This is a genomic window from Acidovorax sp. (assembly GCF_027492855.1).
Lineage (GTDB): Bacteria > Pseudomonadota > Gammaproteobacteria > Burkholderiales > Burkholderiaceae_C > Acidovorax.
The window spans coordinates 1-18,081 of sequence record NZ_JAPUDY010000106.1; the positions used below are offsets into that span (position 1 = coordinate 1).

General features: G+C 64.8%; 15 protein-coding genes. 6 read left to right on the forward strand and 9 right to left on the reverse strand.

Features of this window, described 5'->3' with window-relative positions:
- From Q0105_RS20650 to aceE, 3 genes are all read right to left on the reverse strand, one after another.
- On the reverse strand, positions 1 to 1,057 hold a 1,057-nt coding region (locus Q0105_RS20650), incomplete at its 3' end, for an FAD-dependent oxidoreductase (RefSeq protein ID WP_298214650.1).
- Positions 1,058 to 1,073: 16 nt separating this feature from the next.
- Positions 1,074 to 2,747 (reverse strand): dihydrolipoyllysine-residue acetyltransferase, encoded by a 1,674-nt coding sequence (gene aceF, locus Q0105_RS20655; protein WP_298214652.1) that lies wholly within the window; start codon positions 2,745 to 2,747, stop codon positions 1,074 to 1,076.
- 19 nt (positions 2,748 to 2,766) lie between these two features.
- Positions 2,767 to 5,475 carry a pyruvate dehydrogenase (acetyl-transferring), homodimeric type gene (aceE, locus tag Q0105_RS20660; RefSeq protein WP_298214654.1) on the reverse strand — a complete coding sequence of 903 codons (2,709 nt, stop codon included), beginning with the start codon at positions 5,473 to 5,475 and terminating at the stop codon, positions 2,767 to 2,769.
- Positions 5,476 to 5,651: 176 nt separating this feature from the next.
- On the opposite strand from aceE, the gene Q0105_RS20665 reads away from it, so the two are divergent.
- The 5 genes from Q0105_RS20665 to Q0105_RS20685 all read left to right on the forward strand — a co-directional run bounded on the left by Q0105_RS20665 (position 5,652) and on the right by Q0105_RS20685 (position 12,681).
- On the forward strand, positions 5,652 to 8,207 hold the full coding sequence (locus Q0105_RS20665) for a PAS domain S-box protein (RefSeq protein WP_298214656.1): 2,556 nt from the start codon (positions 5,652 to 5,654) through the stop codon (positions 8,205 to 8,207).
- The gene (locus Q0105_RS20670) at positions 8,204 to 8,830 is read left to right on the forward strand and encodes a response regulator transcription factor (protein ID WP_298214658.1); all 627 of its coding nucleotides are present in this window, start codon (positions 8,204 to 8,206) and stop codon (positions 8,828 to 8,830) included. Before Q0105_RS20665 ends, Q0105_RS20670 begins: the two co-directional genes overlap by 4 nt.
- Before the next feature lie 72 nt (positions 8,831 to 8,902).
- Positions 8,903 to 9,751, forward strand: coding sequence for a bifunctional methylenetetrahydrofolate dehydrogenase/methenyltetrahydrofolate cyclohydrolase FolD (gene folD, locus Q0105_RS20675; protein ID WP_298214660.1), 849 nt, complete (start codon positions 8,903 to 8,905; stop codon positions 9,749 to 9,751).
- A gap of 183 nt (positions 9,752 to 9,934) precedes the next feature.
- Positions 9,935 to 11,983, forward strand: coding sequence for a M3 family metallopeptidase (locus tag Q0105_RS20680; RefSeq protein ID WP_298214662.1), 2,049 nt, complete (start codon positions 9,935 to 9,937; stop codon positions 11,981 to 11,983).
- Between the two features lie 47 nt (positions 11,984 to 12,030).
- Positions 12,031 to 12,681, forward strand: coding sequence for a glutaredoxin family protein (locus Q0105_RS20685; RefSeq protein ID WP_298214664.1), 651 nt, complete (start codon positions 12,031 to 12,033; stop codon positions 12,679 to 12,681).
- Between the two features lie 94 nt (positions 12,682 to 12,775).
- Here Q0105_RS20685 and rpiA read toward each other — a convergent pair whose 3' ends face one another.
- Positions 12,776 to 13,465 (reverse strand): ribose-5-phosphate isomerase RpiA, encoded by a 690-nt coding sequence (rpiA, locus tag Q0105_RS20690; protein ID WP_298214666.1) that lies wholly within the window; start codon positions 13,463 to 13,465, stop codon positions 12,776 to 12,778.
- Between the two features lie 36 nt (positions 13,466 to 13,501).
- Here rpiA and Q0105_RS20695 point away from each other — a divergent pair, with 36 nt between their 5' ends.
- Entirely contained in the window at positions 13,502 to 14,554 is a 1,053-nt protein-coding gene (locus tag Q0105_RS20695) for a quinone-dependent dihydroorotate dehydrogenase (RefSeq protein ID WP_298214668.1), read from the forward strand.
- Between the two features lie 108 nt (positions 14,555 to 14,662).
- Here the strand turns inward: Q0105_RS20695 and Q0105_RS20700 are convergent, their stop codons facing one another.
- The 5 genes from Q0105_RS20700 to Q0105_RS20720 all read right to left on the reverse strand — a co-directional run bounded on the left by Q0105_RS20700 (position 14,663) and on the right by Q0105_RS20720 (position 18,039).
- Entirely contained in the window at positions 14,663 to 14,959 is a 297-nt protein-coding gene (locus Q0105_RS20700) for a hypothetical protein (RefSeq protein ID WP_298214670.1), read from the reverse strand.
- Between the two features lie 59 nt (positions 14,960 to 15,018).
- Positions 15,019 to 15,414 (reverse strand): phage holin family protein, encoded by a 396-nt coding sequence (locus tag Q0105_RS20705; RefSeq protein WP_298214672.1) that lies wholly within the window; start codon positions 15,412 to 15,414, stop codon positions 15,019 to 15,021.
- 12 nt (positions 15,415 to 15,426) lie between these two features.
- Complete coding sequence (locus Q0105_RS20710) at positions 15,427 to 15,729, reverse strand: DUF883 family protein (RefSeq protein ID WP_298214674.1); 303 nt, start codon at positions 15,727 to 15,729, stop codon at positions 15,427 to 15,429.
- A gap of 141 nt (positions 15,730 to 15,870) precedes the next feature.
- A complete protein-coding gene (locus Q0105_RS20715; RefSeq protein WP_298214676.1) occupies positions 15,871 to 16,968 on the reverse strand; it encodes an NAD(P)/FAD-dependent oxidoreductase in 1,098 nt (365 codons plus the stop codon).
- A gap of 33 nt (positions 16,969 to 17,001) precedes the next feature.
- Positions 17,002 to 18,039: a histone deacetylase family protein gene (locus Q0105_RS20720; protein ID WP_298214678.1), complete on the reverse strand. Its 1,038-nt coding sequence runs from the start codon at positions 18,037 to 18,039 to the stop codon at positions 17,002 to 17,004.
- Positions 18,040 to 18,081: the final 42 nt, after the last annotated feature.

Sequence of the window (18,081 nt, forward strand, 5' to 3'; positions counted from 1 at the left end):
CAAAACGCTTGGCGTTCATCTTCTGCCAGATCTTGACGAGGTCGCGGTCGGCGCCTTGCATCAGGCCGTCCATCATTTCGACCACGTCGAGGCGCGCGCCCAGGGTGCTGTAGACGGTGCCCATTTCCAGGCCGATGATGCCGCCGCCCAAAATGAGCATGCGTTTGGGGACTTCTTTCAGCGCCAGGGCGCCGGTGGAGTCAACCACGCGCGGATCGTCGGGCATGAAGGGCAGGCGCACGGCCTGGCTGCCTGCGGCGATGATGGCGTTCTTGAAGGCGATGACCTTCTTGGTGCCGGTTTTCTCCTGCGCGGTGCCGCTGGTCTCTTCCACTTCGAGGTGGTTGGCGCCGACAAAACTGCCGTAGCCACGCACGGTGGTCACCTTGCGCATCTTGGCCATGGCGGCCAGGCCGCCGGTGAGCTTGCCGATGACCTTTTCCTTGTGGCCGCGCAGCTTGTCGATGTTGACGGCGGGCGCACCAAAGTCCACGCCCAGTTCGGCCATGTGGCTGACCTCGTCCATCACGGCGGCCACGTGCAGCAGTGCCTTGGAGGGGATGCAGCCCACGTTCAGGCACACGCCGCCCAGGGTGGCGTAGCGCTCGACGATGACGACCTTGAGGCCCAAGTCGGCTGCGCGGAAGGCAGCGCTGTAGCCGCCAGGGCCGCCGCCAAGCACAAGCACGTCGCACTCCAGGTCAGCCGTGCCTGCAAAGCTGGATGCTACTGGATTGATAGCTGCTTGCGCTTGTTGAACAGGCGCTGGGGCCGGTTTTGGTGCATATTCTGCAGCCACAGGGGTTGCAGCGGCTGCGCCCTGTACTTCCAGCGTGAGCACTACAGCGCCTTCAGCGATCTTGTCGCCCAGCTTCACTTTCAGCTCTTTCACCACCCCAGCGTGGCTGGACGGGATCTCCATGGAGGCCTTGTCGGACTCCACGGTGATCAGGCTTTGCTCGGCCTTGATGGTGTCGCCGGGTTTGACCAGCAGTTCGATGATGGCCACTTCGGCGAAGTCGCCGATGTCAGGCACCTTGATGTCGATGATTGCCATGTGTGTTGCCCCCTGGTTACATCACGATGCGGCGGAAGTCCGCCAGCAGCGAGGCAAAGTACACGTTGAAACGCGCGGCAGCGGCGCCGTCGATCACGCGGTGGTCCCAGCTGAGCGACAGGGGCAGCATCAGGCGCGGTGCGAACTGCTTGCCGTCCCACTTGGGCTCCAGGCTGCTCTTGCACACACCCATGATGGCGACTTCAGGCGCGTTGATGATAGGCGTGAAGTAGCGCCCGCCAATGCCACCCAGCGAGCTGATGGAGAAGCAGCCGCCGGTCATGTCGGCCGGACCCAGCTTGCCGTCGCGCGCCTTCTTGGCCAGCTCGCCCATCTCTTGCGAGATTTGGACGATGCCCTTTTGGTCAGCATCGCGGATGACGGGCACAACGAGGCCGTTGGGCGTGTCGGCCGCAAAGCCGATGTGAAAGTAGTTCTTGAGCACCAGTTGGTCGCCGTCGAGCGAGCTGTTGAACTCGGGGAACTTCTTGAGCGCGGCCACGGCGGCCTTGATCATGAAGGCGAGCATGGTGACCTTGACGCCACTCTTCTCGTTCTCTTTGTTGAACTGCACGCGGAAGGCTTCGAGGTCGGTGATGTCCGCGTCGTCATGGTTGGTGACGTGCGGGATGACGACCCAGTTGCGGTGCAGGTTGGCGCCGCTGATCTTCTTGATGCGCGAGAGGTCTTTGCGCTCCACGGGGCCGAATTTGGTGAAGTCCACCTTGGGCCAGGGCAGCAGATCGAGGCCGACGCCCGAACCACCACCCGCAGGGGCTTTGGCTGCCTGTGCCTTGGTCTGCGCGGCGCCTGCCATCACCTGCTTGGTGAAGGCCTGCACGTCATCTTGTGTGATGCGGCCTTTGGGGCCTGTGCCCTTGACTTCGTCGATGGGCACGCCCAGCTCGCGGGCGAACTTGCGCACGGAAGGCGACGCGTGGGGCAAACCTGCCGTGGGGGTGCCGGGCTGGTGGGCGGGCACGGGCACCGAGGCCACGGCAGCAGCGGGCGCTGCTGCAGCAACCGCAGGGGCTGCCGCAGCAGGAGCTGGCGTGGGTGCTGGCGCTGCAACAGGTGCAGATGCAGGTGCAGGTGCTGCGCTACCTGCCACGCCTTCCAGCACAGCCACCAGGTCACCGATGTTGACGACATCGCCGATCTTGACCTTGAGCTCCTTGAGCACGCCGGCAGCGGGCGATGGGATCTCCATGGAGGCCTTGTCGGATTCGACGGTGAACAGCGACTGCTCGACTTTGATGGTGTCACCCACCTTGACCAGCATTTCGATGACGGCTACGTCCTTGAAATCGCCGATGTCGGGAACGCGCACTTCCACCGGGCCTGCGGCCGCAGGGGCTGCAACGGGTGCCGATGCGGCGGCCACCACGGGGGCGGGTGCAGGGGCGGCCTGAGGTGCCGGTGCCGCGACTGGGGCTGCAGCAGCGCCCGCGTCAGCGGCTTCCACCACGGCAATCACCGAGCCCTGCTTGACCTTGTCGCCCAGGGCGATCTTTAGCTCTTTGACCACGCCAGCGTGGCTGGACGGGATCTCCATCGATGCCTTGTCCGATTCGACGGTGATGAGCGATTGCTCGGCCTTCACGGTGTCGCCCACCTTGACCAGCAGCTCGATCACGCCCACTTCGTCGAAATCCCCGATGTCCGGGACTTGAATGTTGACCAATGCCATTGTTCTGTCTCCGTTCGTTTTATGCGTAGAGCGGGTTGATCTTGTCAGCCTGGATGTTGTATTTGGCAATCGCCTCGGCCACCTTGGTGGCGGGCAGCACGCCGTCTTCGCTCAGCGCCTTGAGGGCGGCCACGACGATGTAGTGGCGGTTCACCTCGAAGTGCTCGCGCAGCTTGCTGCGGAAGTCGCTGCGGCCAAAGCCGTCAGTGCCCAGCACTTTGTAGTTGCGGCCCTTGGGGATGAAGGGGCGGATCTGCTCGGCATAGGCCTTCATGTAGTCGGTGGATGCGACCACAGGGCCGGTGCTGGCGCCCAATTGCTGCGCCACGAACGACACGCGCGGCGTCTCCAGCGGGTGCAGCAGGTTCCAGCGGTCGACGTCCTGGCCTTCGCGGGTGAGTTCGTTGAAGCTGGGGCAGCTCCACACATCGGCCTGCACGCCCCAGTCGGCGGCCAGCAGGGTTTGCGCGGCCAGCGACTCGCGCAGGATGGTGCCCGAGCCCAGCAGTTGCACGCGCTTTTCTCCATCGGCGCCGGGCTTGCACAGGTACATGCCCTTGATGATCTGCTCTTCCGTGCCCGCAACGAGGCCGGGCATGGGGTAGTTTTCGTTGAGCAGCGTGATGTAGTAGAAAACGTTTTCCTGCTGCTCGACCATGCGCTTGAGACCCCGGTGCATGATCACGGCCACTTCATGGGCGAAGGTGGGGTCGTAGCTCACGCAGTTGGGAATGGTGTTGGCCAGGATGTGGCTGTGGCCGTCTTCGTGCTGCAGGCCTTCGCCGTTGAGCGTGGTACGGCCCGAGGTGCCGCCCAACAAGAAGCCGCGTGCCTGCATGTCGCCCGCCGCCCAGGCCAGATCGCCAATGCGCTGGAACCCGAACATCGAGTAGTACACATAGAACGGGATCATGATCCGGTTGTTGGTGCTGTAGCTCGTGGCCGCAGCGATCCAGCTGGCCATGCCGCCGGCTTCGTTGATGCCCTCTTGCAGAATTTGCCCGGCCTTGTCTTCCTTGTAGTACATCACCTGGTCGCGGTCGACCGGGGTGTAGAGCTGGCCCTTGGGGTTGTAGATGCCGATCTGGCGAAACAGGCCTTCCATGCCGAAGGTACGGGCTTCGTCCACCAGGATAGGCACCACGCGCGGGCCCAGGGCCTGGTCGCGCAGCAGTTGCGTGATGAAACGCACATAGGCCTGCGTCGTGCTGATCTCGCGGCCCTCGGCCGTGGGCTCCAGGATCGCCTTGAAAGTGTCGATCGCGGGCACGGTGAAGTGCTCTTCGGCCTTGGGACGGCGCTTGGGCAGGTAGCCACCCAGCGCCTGGCGGCGCTCATGCAGGTAGCGCATTTCGGGCGTGTCTTCGGCGGGCTTGTAGTAAGGGATGTCCGCCAGTTGGCTGTCCGGGATCGGGATGGCGAAGCGGTCGCGGATGTACTTGATGTCTTCGTCCGACAGCTTCTTGGTCTGGTGCACGGTGTTCTTGCCTTCACCGGCCTTGCCCATGCCGTAGCCCTTCACGGTCTTGACCAGCAGCACGGTGGGCTGGTTCTTGTGCGCGTTGGCGGCGTGGAACGCGGCGTAGACCTTGGCGGGCTCATGGCCGCCACGGCGCAGCTCGAACACCTCTTCGTCGGTCATGTGCTCGACGAGCTTGAGCGTCTCGGGGTACTTGCCGAAGAAGTTCTTGCGCACAAAGGCGCCATCGTTGGCCTTCATGGCCTGGTAGTCGCCGTCCAGCGTCTCCATCATCAGTTGCTTGAGCTTGCCGGTCTTATCACGCGCCAGCAGCGCGTCCCAGCCATTGCCCCACAGCAGCTTGATCACGTTCCAGCCTGCACCGCGGAACTCGCCTTCCAGCTCCTGCACGATCTTGCCGTTGCCGCGCACCGGGCCATCCAGGCGCTGCAGGTTGCAGTTGACAACAAAGACCAGGTTGTCGAGGTTCTCGCGCGCGGCCAGGCCGATGGCGCCCAGCGATTCGGGCTCGTCCATCTCACCGTCGCCGCAGAACACCCAGACCTTGCGGTTGGCGGTGTCGGCAATGCCACGGGCGTGCAGGTATTTGAGGAAACGGGCCTGGTAGATGGCCATCAGTGGGCCCAGGCCCATCGAGACGGTGGGGAACTGCCAGAACTCGGGCATCAGCTTGGGATGCGGGTAGCTCGAAAGACCCTTGCCGTCCACTTCCTGGCGGAAGCTGTCGAGCTGCTCTTCGGTCAGGCGGCCTTCGAGGTAGGCGCGGGCATAGATGCCGGGCGCGCTGTGGCCCTGGATGTAGAGCAGGTCGCCGCCGTGGTCTTCGCTCGCGGCATGCCAGAAATGGTTGAAACCCGCACCGAACATGCTGGCCACCGAGGCAAAGGAGCCGATGTGGCCGCCCAGGTCGCCGCCGTCGGCGGGGTCGAGCCGGTTGGCGCGCACCACCATGGCCATGGCGTTCCAGCGCATGTAGGCGCGCAGGCGCTTTTCAATCGCGATGTTGCCGGGGCAATGGGCCTCTTGGCTGGGCTCGATGGTGTTGACGTAGCCCGTGTTGGCCGAGAACGGCAGATCGATGCTGCTCTGGCGGGCATGTTCAAGAAGCTGCTCCAGCAGGAAGTGAGCGCGCTCAGGGCCTTCCTTGTCGATCACGGCGGACAGTGCGTCCATCCATTCACGGGTTTCCTGTTGATCTGCGTCCGTGCCGATACCGAAACCGGCCTGTGGGTCGGGCTGAGCTGACATGCGTTGTCTCCTTAGATGTGGCAGCAAATTTAGTACGTTGGCTCTAGTTTCGCACATTTTTCTATAATTTCAAATGGTGCCTTGTCATTTCATATTGCAATATTTTGCTGCAAATGCACATTCACCACTCGCCGCAGGGCAGATCGCGGCTCCCCTACACTTGGAGGATGGACTCGATGCCCCCTGCCCCCTCCTCCACGGCTGCGACCGTGGCTGCGCCGATACGCTGGTGGCGCAAGTGGTGGCGCGGGTTGTCGCCCACCCGCCAGGACCGGTTTGCCGCCCTGGCGCCACTGGCCGCCGTGCTGATGTTTCTGGCGGCCATCGTGGCCGCCTTCTGGTATTTGCGGGCCGAAGAGGCCGAACGCGAGCAAGAAGCCCTACGGCGTGATGTGGAATATGCCCAGCAGCGTGTGCGCCTGCGCCTGCTGGAGCGGCAGGAGCAGCTCATGCGCATTGCGCGCGACCTCTCCAACCAGGACCTGGGCCGCGCTGAATTCGTCGGCCGTGCCGAGGCGCTGATCAGCCAGTACCCCGAGCTGCAAGCCATCACCTGGATCGACGAGCGCCGCCGCATCCGCGCCAGCCACGCCGCCCCCACACTGGCGAGCAGCGAGTTGCGCATCGCAGGCGAGGTGCTCAAGCCGGGCGGCGACACGGCAGACACCTACGGCCTGGCGCGCGACCTGCAGCAGCCCGTGTATGCGCAGCCCGCCGCCACCAAGGGCGATGCCACTCCGCTGCTGCAACTGCAGGTGCCCCTGAACAACCAGGGCAAGTTCAGCGGCGTGGTGCTGGGTGAATATTCCATCGACAGCCTGCTGCGCTACGGCACGCCTACCGAGGTGCTGGCGCGCTACGCCGTCACTCTGCTGGACGGCAAGAACCAGGTGCTGGCGGGCACGCCGCTTGCGCCGCGCAACAAGGCCACCCAGTTGCTGCCCTGGACACCCAAGGCCAACGAGTACGAAGTGTCCGTCTCCCCCGTGGGCAACGGCCTGGTGCTGCGCGCCCAGGCCTACCGCACCTCGCTGGGGGTGGTGGGCAGCGGGCTCTTCTGGCTGGTGGGCACCCTGTCGGCCATGACGGCCTGGATGCTGATCGCCACCTGGCGCCACACCCGCCGACGCATGCGGGCACAAGAGGCGCTGGTGGCCGAAACCAACTTCCGCCGGGCGATGGAGAACTCCATCCTCACCGGCATGCGCGCCCTGGACCTGGAAGGCCGCATCAGCTACGTGAACGCCGCCTTCTGCCAGATGACCGGCTGGAGCGCCGAGGAACTGGTGGGCCTCAAAGCGCCTTTCCCCTACTGGCCCGAGGCCGACCACGAGATTCTGCAGGCCAAGCTGCGCGACGAACTGCGCGGCAACACCATGGCGGGCGGCTTTCAGGTGCGCGTCAAGCGCAAAAGCGGCACGCTGTTCGACGCGCGGCTGTATGTGTCGCCGCTGATCGATGCCCACGGCCAGCAGACGGGCTGGATGACCTCGATGACCGACATCACCGAGCCCAACCGCATCCGCGAGCAGCTTTCGGCCTCACACGAGCGCTTCACCATCGTGCTGGAATCGCTCGACGCCTCGGTGTCGGTGGCGCCTCTGGGCAGCGAGGAGCTGCTGTTTGCCAACAAGCTCTACCGCCAGTGGTTTGGCTCGCAAACCGGCGGGCACCTGCAACTGGTGGCGCAGGCGGGTGTGGTGCCCGTGGCAGGCAAAGAGCAGTCCGGCATGGACGACGAGGACGGCCTCATGGGCCTGCCCACCGACAGCCTGACCAGCGCCCGCTCCGAAAACGCCGAGATCTACCTGCCCGACCTGGGCAAGTGGCTGGAAGTGCGCTCGCGCTACCTCAACTGGGTGGACGGCCGCCTGGCGCAGATGGTGATCGCCACCGACATCACCCCCCGCCGCCTGGCCGAGGAGCAGGCCGAGCGGCAGGCCGAGCGTGCCCAGTCGGTCAGCCGCCTCATCACCATGGGCGAGATGGCATCGAGCGTGGCGCACGAGCTGAACCAGCCGCTCACCGCCATCAACAACTACTGCAGCGGCATGGTCTCGCGCATCCAGAGCGGCCAGCTCACGGAAGAGGCGTTGCTCACCGCGCTGCAGAAAACCGCCCACCAGGCCCAGCGCGCGGGCCAGATCATCCACCGCATCCGCTCCTTCGTGAAGAAAAGCGAGCCCAACCGCGCGCTGGCCGACGTGCACTCCATGGTGAACGAGGCAGTGGAGCTGGCCGACATCGAACTGCGCCGCCACAACGTGCGGCTCACGCACTATGTGGCCGCCCGCCTGCCGCCCGTGATGGCCGACACCATCCTGATCGAGCAGGTGCTGGTCAACCTCATGAAAAACGGCGCCGAAGCTATCCAGCACGCCAACCGCCCCGCCGCTGGCCGCAGCGTGGAGCTGCGCGTGGTGCCCAAGCAGATCGACGACCGCCAGGTGGTGGAGTTCTCGGTGCAGGACACCGGCAAGGGCCTTGCGCCCGAAGTGCTGGAGCGGCTGTTCGAGGCCTTCTTCTCGACCAAGGCCGAAGGCATGGGCATGGGCCTCAATCTGTGCCGCAGCATCGTCGAGTCGCACCAAGGAAGGATGCAGGCAGAGAACCTCTACAATGGCCCAGAGGTCACAGGCTGCAGATTCTCCTTCTGGCTGCCACTCGCCAAGCCTGCTGACGGCACTATAAATTCTGTAGCAAACGTACAAAACCCAAGGACTGTTGCATGAGCTTGATTCCGAAAAAAGGCACTGTTTACGTTGTAGATGACGACGAAGCAGTCCGCGATTCCCTGCAGTGGCTGCTGGAAGGCAAGGACTACCGGGTGCGTTGCTTTGATTCGGCCGAGACCTTTCTTTCGCGCTACGACCCGCGCGAAGTGGCCTGCCTGATCGTGGACATCCGCATGGGCGGCATGACTGGCCTGGAACTGCAGGACCGCCTCATCGAGCGCAAGTCCCCGCTGCCCATCGTGTTCATCACCGGCCACGGCGACGTGCCCATGGCCGTGAACACCATGAAGAAGGGCGCGCTTGATTTCATCCAGAAGCCTTTTGACGAAGAAGAACTGGTCGGCCTGGTCGAGCGCATGCTGGACCACGCCCGCGAAAGCTTCACCGACCACCAGCAAGCCGCCAGCCGCGACGCCCTGCTCTCCAAGCTCACCAGCCGCGAGGCCCAGGTGCTCGAACGCATCGTCGCCGGCCGCCTGAACAAGCAGATCGCCGACGACCTGGGCATCAGCATCAAGACCGTGGAGGCGCACCGCGCCAACATCATGGAAAAGCTGAACGCCAACACCGTGGCCGACCTGCTCAAGATCGCCCTGGGCCAGAACGCGCCCAAGGGTTGATGCTCCTATTTTGATAGCTGTTAGCGCTTATAGATAAAGCGCTAGAGGCATTTTTTAATCATATTTTTCGACATGACAGCACAGCTCATCGACGGCAACGCCCTCTCTCGCCAACTGCGCGCCGACGTGACGCAGCGCGCCGCCGCCCTCAAGGCCCGTGGCGTGACGCCTGGGCTGGCCGTGGTGCTGGTGGGCGACAACCCGGCCAGCCAGGTTTATGTGCGCAACAAGGTCAAAGCCTGCGAAGACAGCGGCCTGCACTCGGTGCTTGAAAAGTACGACGCCGACATGACGGAAGCCGCGCTGCTGGCCCGCGTGGACACCCTCAACAACGACCCGGCCATTCACGGCATCCTGGTGCAACTGCCGCTGCCCAAGCACATCGATGCGCAGAAAGTCATCGAAGCCATCTCGCCCGCCAAGGACGTGGACGGCTTTCACATCGCCAGCGCTGGCGCCCTGATGACCGGCATGCCCGGCTTCTGGCCCTGCACGCCCTATGGCTGCATGAAGATGCTGGAGAGCATCGGCTACGACCTCAAGGGCAAACATGCCGTCGTCATCGGCCGCAGCAACATCGTGGGCAAGCCCATGGCACTGATGCTGCTGGGCCAGAACGCCACCGTCACCATCTGCCACAGCGCCACGAAAGACCTGAAGGCACAAACCCTGCAGGCCGATGTGGTCGTGGCCGCCGTGGGCAAGCGCAACGTGCTGACCGCCGACATGGTGAAGTCCGGCGCCGTAGTCATCGACGTGGGCATGAACCGCAATGACGAAGGCAAGCTCTGCGGCGATGTGGACTTCAACGGCGTGAAGGAAGTGGCCGGCTGGATCACCCCCGTGCCTGGCGGGGTTGGCCCCATGACCATTACCATGTTGCTCGTGAACACCATCGAGGCTGCCGAGCGCACCATCTGATATGGATATGCGTTCAGAAATATCAGTCCGTTCACGCTGAGCCTGTCGAAGCGCCGCGCGAGGCTTCGACAAGCTCAGCCCGAACGGTTTTCATTGATCGAATGCAAATCCGTATGAGTACAAAGGTCTGCGTCGGCCGCCTTGCAACTTGAACCCGCGCCACCCGGCGCCATCTAACTTCGCATGAGCAACGCCCTTCTCGACTTCTCCGACCTCCCTCTGTTCGACCGCATCACGCCGCCGGACGTTGCGCCCGCGATGGATGTGCTGCTGGAGCGCGCCAGCCAGGCGCTGGAGACCGTCACCGCCCCGGACTTCCCCGCCCGCTGGGACGCGATGGCCAAGGTGCTGGATGTGGCCACCGAGGAACTTGGCCGCGCCTGGGGCGCCGTGAGCCACCTCAACAGCGTGGCCGACACGCCCGAGCTGCGCGCCGCCTACAACGCCGCCCTGCCCCGCGTCACCGAGTTCTGGACCCGCCTGGGTGCCGATGAACGCCTGTACGCCAAGTACAAGGCCATTGACCCCACCACGCTCACGCCCGAGCAGCGCCAGGCCCACCTGAACGCCGTGCGCAACTTTGTTCTCTCAGGTGCTGAGCTGGTCGGCGCGGCCAAGGAGCGGTTCGCGCAAATCCAGGAGCGCCAGGCCGAATTGAGCCAGAAATTCAGCGAAAACGCGCTGGACGCCACCGACGCCTTTGCCTACTACGCCAGCGCCGAAGAGCTTGATGGCGTGCCACTCGACGTGCAGCAAACAGCCCTGGCCGCCGCGCAGGCCGAAGGCAAGGTTGGCTACAAGCTCACGCTCAAAATGCCTTGCTACCTGCCGGTGATGCAGTTTGCCACCAGCAGCGACCTTCGCGCCAAGCTCTACCGCGCCTACGTCACCCGCGCCTCCGACCAGGCCGAAGGCGATGCCCGTAAATTCGACAACACCGCGCTGATCGGCGAGATCCTGGCGTTGCGCCGCGAAGAAGCCCAACTGCTCGGCTACGCCAACTTTGGCGAAGTGTCCGTGGTGCCCAAGATGGCGCAGTCGCCCGCCGAGGTTGTGCGTTTTCTGCGCGACCTGGGCCGCCGTGCCCGCCCCTATGCCGAAAAAGACGTTGCCGACCTGCGCGCCTTTGCCGCCGAACACCTGGGGTTGAGCGACCCACAAGCCTGGGACTGGCCCTACATCTCCGAAAAACTCAAGGAAGCCCGCTACGCGTTCAGCGAGCAGGAGCTCAAGCAATACTTCACCGCACCCAAGGTGCTGGCGGGGCTGTTCAAGATCATCGAGACGCTGTTCGAGGTCTCCATCCGCCGCGACTCGGCCCCCGTGTGGAACCCGGCGGTCGAGTTTTACCGCATCGAGCGCAACGGCACCCTGGTCGGCCAGTTCTACCTGGACCAGCCTGCCCGCACCGGCAAACGCGGCGGCGCCTGGATGGACGATGTGCGCACCCGCTGGCTGCGCCCCGACACCGGCGCTCTGCAAACCCCGGTGGCGCATCTGGTCTGCAATTTCGCCAGCGGCGTGGATGGCAAGCCACCGCTGCTCACACACGACGACGTGATCACGCTGTTCCACGAGTTCGGCCACGGCCTGCACCACATGCTCACGCAGGTGAACGAGCGCGATGTCTCGGGCATCGGCGGCGTGGAATGGGATGCGGTGGAGTTGCCCAGTCAGTTCATGGAGAACTTCTGCTGGGAATGGGACGTGCTCAAGCACATGACCGCCCACGTTCATACTGCAGAACCCCTGCCCCGCACACTGTTCGACAAGATGATCGCGGCCAAAAACTTCCAAAGCGGCATGGCCACGTTGCGCCAGATCGAGTTCGCACTGTTCGACATGCTGCTGCACACCGAGCACGACCCCGCACAAGACTTCATGCCCCTGCTCCAGCAGGTGCGCAGCGAAGTGTCCGTGCTGGCGCCCCCGCCCTTTAGCCGCACCGCACACACGTTCAGCCACATCTTTGCGGGCGGCTATGCAGCCGGGTACTACAGTTATAAATGGGCCGAAGTGCTGAGCGCCGACGCCTATGCGGCTTTCGAGGAAACTGCGGGCAGTGACGGCCTGCCCAGCGCCGAAACCGGTCGCCGCTACCGCGAAGCCATCCTGGAGGCGGGCGGCAGCCGCCCCGCTATGGAATCCTTCAAGGCCTTCCGGGGCCGTGAGCCCAGCCTGGATGCCTTGCTGCGCCACCAGGGCATGGCGGACGCGTCAACCACCGCCTGAACCGAGCGCAGTACTGCCGAAGACGTATTGGAATGAGGAGAATGACCATGCCCAAAACCCTGTCTGCCCCGCTATTGGCCTCCCTGCTGATGACGCTGGCCTGCGCCAGTGCCCAGGCGCAGGGCGTCTATCGCATCGTGGGGCCTGATGGCAAGGTGACCTTTTCCGACCGGCCGCCCGCCGATGCGAAAGAGCCAGCGCAGGCTGCACGGACCACCGGCACAGCACCCGCCGCCCCTGGAGCAGCCCTGCCGTTCGAGTTGCGGCAGACCGCCAGCCGCTATCCGGTCACCATCTACACGGGCAACGACTGCGCGCCTTGCGTGAGTCTGCGCAACGTGCTCACGTCGCGGGGCGTGCCGTTCACCGAACGCACCGTGTCCACCAACGAAGACATTGCCGCGCTGCAACGCCTGGGCGGCTCATCCAGCCTGCCTTTTGGCACCATTGGCGGCCAGCAGCTTGTCGGGTTCTCCGACGCTGAATGGACGCAGTACCTGAACGCAGCGGGTTACCCCAAACAATCGCAGTTGCCCAGCAACTACCGCCCGCCAGCAGCCACCCCGCTGGTGGCTGTGAAACCCGTCGAGGCCGCCAAACCCGAGGCACCCAAGGCAGCCGCTCCGGCGCGTCCACAGCCTCCGGCCCCCATCAACGACGGCCCCACGCCCAGCAACCCGGCAGGTATCCGCTTCTAAAGGGGCGTCTCTCCCGCGCAACGCGTGTTGCGCAGTCAGTGGTTAAAAACAAAGGGGTCCGATGGACCCCTTTGTTGTTCAGTATTCCAACCAATCAGTAGACCAATGTCTTCACCCCCTGGGCCGTGCCCAGCAGGCACACCGAGGCTTTTTGGTGGGCAAACACGCCCACGGTCACCACGCCCGGCCACTGGTTGATCTGCGATTCGAACGCCAACGGATCGGTGATGCTCAGGCCCTTCACGTCCAGGATGTGTTGCCCGTTGTCGGTGACCAGTGGCTGTCCGTCCTTGAGCCTAAGGCTCGCCTGCCCGCCCATGGCCACAAAACGGCGCGCAACATGGTTGGCCGCCATGGGAATCACCTCGACCGGCAGAGGAAACTGCCCCAGCGCCTGCACCAGCTTGGACTCGTCGGCAATGCAGACGAAGCGCTCGGCCAACGCGGCCACAATCTTCTCGCGCGTCAGCGCCGCGCCGCCGCCCTTGACCATGTGGCCCCGGCCATCGATCTCGTCGGCACCGTCGATATAAACCGACAACGACTGCACTGCGTTGGCATCGAACACCTCAATGCCCAACGCCTTCAGGCGCTCGGTGCTCGCCACCGAGCTGGAAACGGCGCCTTTGATCTGGTCCTTCATGCCCGCCAGGGCGTCGATGAACTTGTTGACGGTAGAGCCTGTGCCCACCCCCACAATCTCGCCAGGCACCACATATTGCAGCGCGGCTTGGCCAACCAGGGTCTTGAGTTCGTCTTGGGTCAGGGATGTCATCGTCGTCATGGGAGAAAATCGGGGGTAATCCTGAATTATCCCCCCATGTCCCTGATCCCCTACGCCCTCACCCGTCCCTTTCTCTTCGGCCTGGACGCCGAGACCGCCCACGAACTCACCATGGACATGCTGGCACGCGGGCAGCGCACGCCGTTGCAGTGGGCCTGGTGCAATGAAACGGTCCATGATCCCGTCACCCTGGCGGGCCTGACCTTCCCCAACCGCGTGGGCATGGCGGCGGGCCTGGACAAGAACGCGCGCTGCATCGACGCACTGGGCGCCATGGGTTTCGGCTTCGTGGAGGTGGGCACCGTCACCCCCAAGGCACAGCCCGGCAACCCCAAGCCGCGCATGTTCCGGCTGCCCGAGGCGCGGGCACTCATCAACCGCCTGGGCTTCAACAACGAGGGGCTGGACGCCTTTTTGCACAACGTGCAGCAGGCGCGCTTTCGCACACAAAGCCGTAAACACCCGCTGCTGCTGGGCCTCAACATCGGCAAGAACGCCACCACCCCCATCGAGAACGCCACCAGCGACTACCTCACCTGCCTTGAAGGCGTGTACCCGCATGCCGACTACGTCACGGTGAACATCAGCTCGCCCAACACGCAGAACCTGCGCGCGCTGCAAAGCGACGCAGCGCTGGACGCCCTGCTCTCCGCCATCGCCGAGCGGCGCGAGGCCCTGGCCACGCAGCACAGCCGGCGCGTGCCGGTGTTCGTAAAAATCGCCCCCGACCTGGATGAAGCCCAGGTGTCCGTGATCGCCGCCACCTTGCAGCGCCACGGCATGGACGGCGTGATCGCCACCAACACCACCATCAGCCGCACGGCCGTGCAAGGCATGCGCCACGCCGAAGAGACCGGCGGGCTGAGCGGCGCCCCGGTGTTGGAGGCCAGCAACCAGGTCATCCGCCAACTGCGCGCCGCCCTGGGCAGCCGCTTCCCCATCATCGGCGTGGGCGGCATCCTGAGCGCCGAAGACGCGGTGAGCAAAGTCCGTGCAGGCGCAGACGTGGTGCAGATCTACACCGGCCTGATCTACGAAGGCCCGGCCCTCGTCGTCAAAGCCGCCAAGGCGATCAAGGCCATGGCTTGATGAAGGCACTGGTTTTGCGCTGCCCCCAATGAAAAAGGAGCCACTGGTAACAGTGGCTCCTTTTTTTGTGGCGAAGCCTGCTGCGACGCAGCAGGCGCACCCTGTGGGCTATCGCCGCAGGCGCAGCAGCAAGGGCAAAAGCACCCCCGCCCATCGGACGATTTTGCGCGGCCCGGCCACCACAGCCACCCCGGCCATGGCCGCTACGGCCAGTGGGTGTTCGCGGGCAAAGCCAGCGGCGCGCAGCGCGAACGAATCGTCAGCGCCTCCTGCTGCCGCGGCGTTTTGGGCTGCGGCCAAAGACTGCGCCCTTGCCGCCCGGCGTGCACGCAGGCGCTCACGCTGCTGGGCGATGCGGTCCAGAATGCGCTGCTGCTCGGCCGTGGGCACCGGCAACGAAGGCACCACTACAGGGCTTGGCAGTGCATGGTGCTGAGAATGTGAAGGGTTGGAAGACGGCGTGCTCACAAGCGCTCCTTCATGTCATGCCAATCCTGCGACAGTTCATGGCGCGTGAGTGCAAACCCATTGCCCGCGCGCTGCGCCACGGACATCAATGCGGCCAGGGCACCGGCCCATCCCAATGCCCACACGCCCGCCAGCAGCCAGGCCACCAGCACGCGCTGGGGGGAATCCCAGAAGTGCACCAGTATGGCGACCGACACCATGATCAGTGCCACCACCGTAAGCCCGGCCACCAAGATGGTCAGCACCATCAGTTGCCGGAGGTTCTGCTTCAGGTCCGCCCATTCCAGCCGGGCCAAGTCCACCCGGTCCTCAGCGGCGATGGCTCCCTCGATCACATGGGCCCGCCAGCGCGCGACCAGGCTATCCAGCCCCAGAAGCGAAAGCCAGTTCATGCGGCGCGGCGATCAGCGGCGGGCCAGCAGAAACCCGACCAGGGTTCCCACGGCCAGCGCGGCACCGGCCACACGCCAGGGTTCGTCGTGCGCATAGCGGTCGGCGGCCAGCGCGGCTTCCTTGGCTTGGCGGGCGGCGTCCTGTGCGGCGCGCACGGCGGAATCGCGCACGTTGTGCATGCCATCGTCCAGGCGCTGGCGCAGCAGCTTGATTTCTGGAACCGCGTCCAGATCCTTGTTGGCCAGAAGCCCACGCAGATCGGAAACCAGCTTCTCCAGTTCGCCCTGGGTGGTGGTGGTGTCGGAGTCGGTCATAAAAGCCTTTCTGTCAATCAACAAGCATAGAGGAAGAAGAACCCCGTGGTGGGGACCGCAGTTCATCTTAGCCATCTGCTCAGAAACCCCTCGTAGGACGGGGGCGCAAGAGGTTACCGATTGCAACCGGCTTGCCGTAAATCAAACAAGCGCAACCACATGCTCCGCAATGGCCAGGGCACCTGTCAAGCCTGGCGACTCGATGCCGAACAGGTTCACCAACCCAGGCACCCCATGCACCTCGGGGCCCTGGATCACGAAATCTGCTGCCGGTGCATCGGCGCCGTGGATCTTGGGGCGAATGCCTGCGTACCCCGGCGCGAGCGCGCCGTCCTGCAGGGCGGGCCAGTATTTGCGCACTTCGGCATAGAAGGCCTCGCCACGGGCAGGGTCCACCAGCAGGTCGTCCGCAGAGGCCACCCATTGCACGTCCGGCCCGAACTTGGCCTGGCCGCCCAGGTCGAGCGTGAGGTGCACGCCCAGCCCTGCCGCCTCGGGCACCGGATAGATCAGGCGGCTGAAAGGGGCTTTGCCAGCCAGCGTGAAGTAGTTGCCTTTGGCAAAGTGGGCGGTGGGCACATGGGCCGGGCTCAGCCCCGCAAAATGGGCGGCCAGGGCGGGTGCCTGCAACCCGGCGGCGTTGACGACGGTGCGGGCCTGCAGCCGGGTACCGTCGGCCGCTCCCAAATAGATAGCATCTTGCGCACATTCAGCAAGCGCTAGAGGCGAATTCAATGCCACAAGTCCACCCGCGTGCTCCAGGTCGCCCTGCAGCGCAAGCATCAGCGCGTGGCTGTCCACGATGCCGGTGCTGGGCGAGTGCAGCGCACCCACGCATTCAAGCGCGGGCTCGAGCACCAGGGCCTCCTCACGGCTGAGGCGCTGCAGATCCAGCACGCCGTTGGCTGCGGCCCGTGCCTGGATCGACTCCAGACTGGCCCACTGCGCCGCCGAGGTGGCCACCAGCAGTTTGCCGCAGCGGCGGTGCGGCACGCCGCGCTCGGCGCAATAGACGTACAGCAGCTCTTTGCCTCGCACACACAGGCGGGCCTTGAGCGACCCGGTGGGGTAGTACAGCCCGGCGTGGATCACCTCGCTGTTGCGCGAGCTGGTGCCGGTGCCGATGGCGTCGGTCGCCTCCAACACCATCACCTCGCGCCCCTGCAAGGCCAGCGCACGCGCCACGGCCAGGCCCACCACACCTGCACCCACGACCACACAATCGACAACATCCGTCATTCATGCACCCATTTCAGAATTCGCTGCGCCGCGCTATGCCTGTTCAAAGCCGTCGAGCACATTGACGGCATTCGTCCCCAGCTCGGCAGCGGCATACCCGCCCTCCAGCACAAAAACGGTGGGCAGCCCCAGCCGGGCCAGCCGCTCGCCCAGCCGCGTGAAGTCGGCCGACGTGAGCGCAAAGCGGGAGATCGGATCACCCTCGAAGGCATCGAGGCCGAGCGAGATCACCAGCGCATCGGCCTGATAGCCCGCGATGCGGTGGCAGGCCTGCTCCAGCGCTGCGAACCAGGTGGCAGCGCTGGTGCCAGCAGGCAGCGGCAGATTCAGGTTGAAGCCTGTGCCCGGCCCCTCTCCCACTTCGTCCGCATGGCCCAGGTAGAACGGGTATTCCGTGCGGGGATCGCCGTGGAGGCTGATGAACAGCACGTCGTCACGATCGTAGAAGATGCTCTGCGTTCCATTGCCATGGTGGTAGTCCACGTCCAGCAAGGCCACACGCCGGGCGCCCTGGTTGCGCAGCGTCTGCGCAGCCACGGCGGCGTTGTTCAAGAAACAATAGCCGCCCATGAAATCGGGGCCTGCATGGTGGCCGGGCGGGCGTGTGCAGCAAAACGCCGCGCGGGCCCCTTGCGCCACGCGGGCCGCCGCGCTGGCGGCTGCATCTGCCCCAGCCTTGGCCGCGGCCCAAGTGCCTGCCGCCATGGGGGTGCCGTTGTCCATGGAATACAGGCCCAGGCGGGCCACAAAGTTCTCGGGCTCCACGTCGCTGCGCAGCGTGCGTACCGGCCACACAGAGGGAAAGGGCTGCAGCGCAGCGTTGGCCGGGTCCAGCGCCAGCCATTGCGGCCAGGCGGTCTGCACAAAGGCCAGGTAACGCGGAGCATGCACCTGGGCCAGCACGGGGCTGCTGTCCACGTCGGGTGCCAGCAGGCTGTGGCCGCGCTGGCGCAGCGCCTCTTCCACATAGTCCACCCGCGCGGGTTTCTCGAAACAGGGCACCCGCTCGCCACGGAAAAACTCGTGGGCCGGTGCATGCCCTTGGTGCAGGGGATTGTGAAAGGTGATCATGGAAGCAGCGCCTGCAAACGGTGGGGAATCACGCGGCGAGCC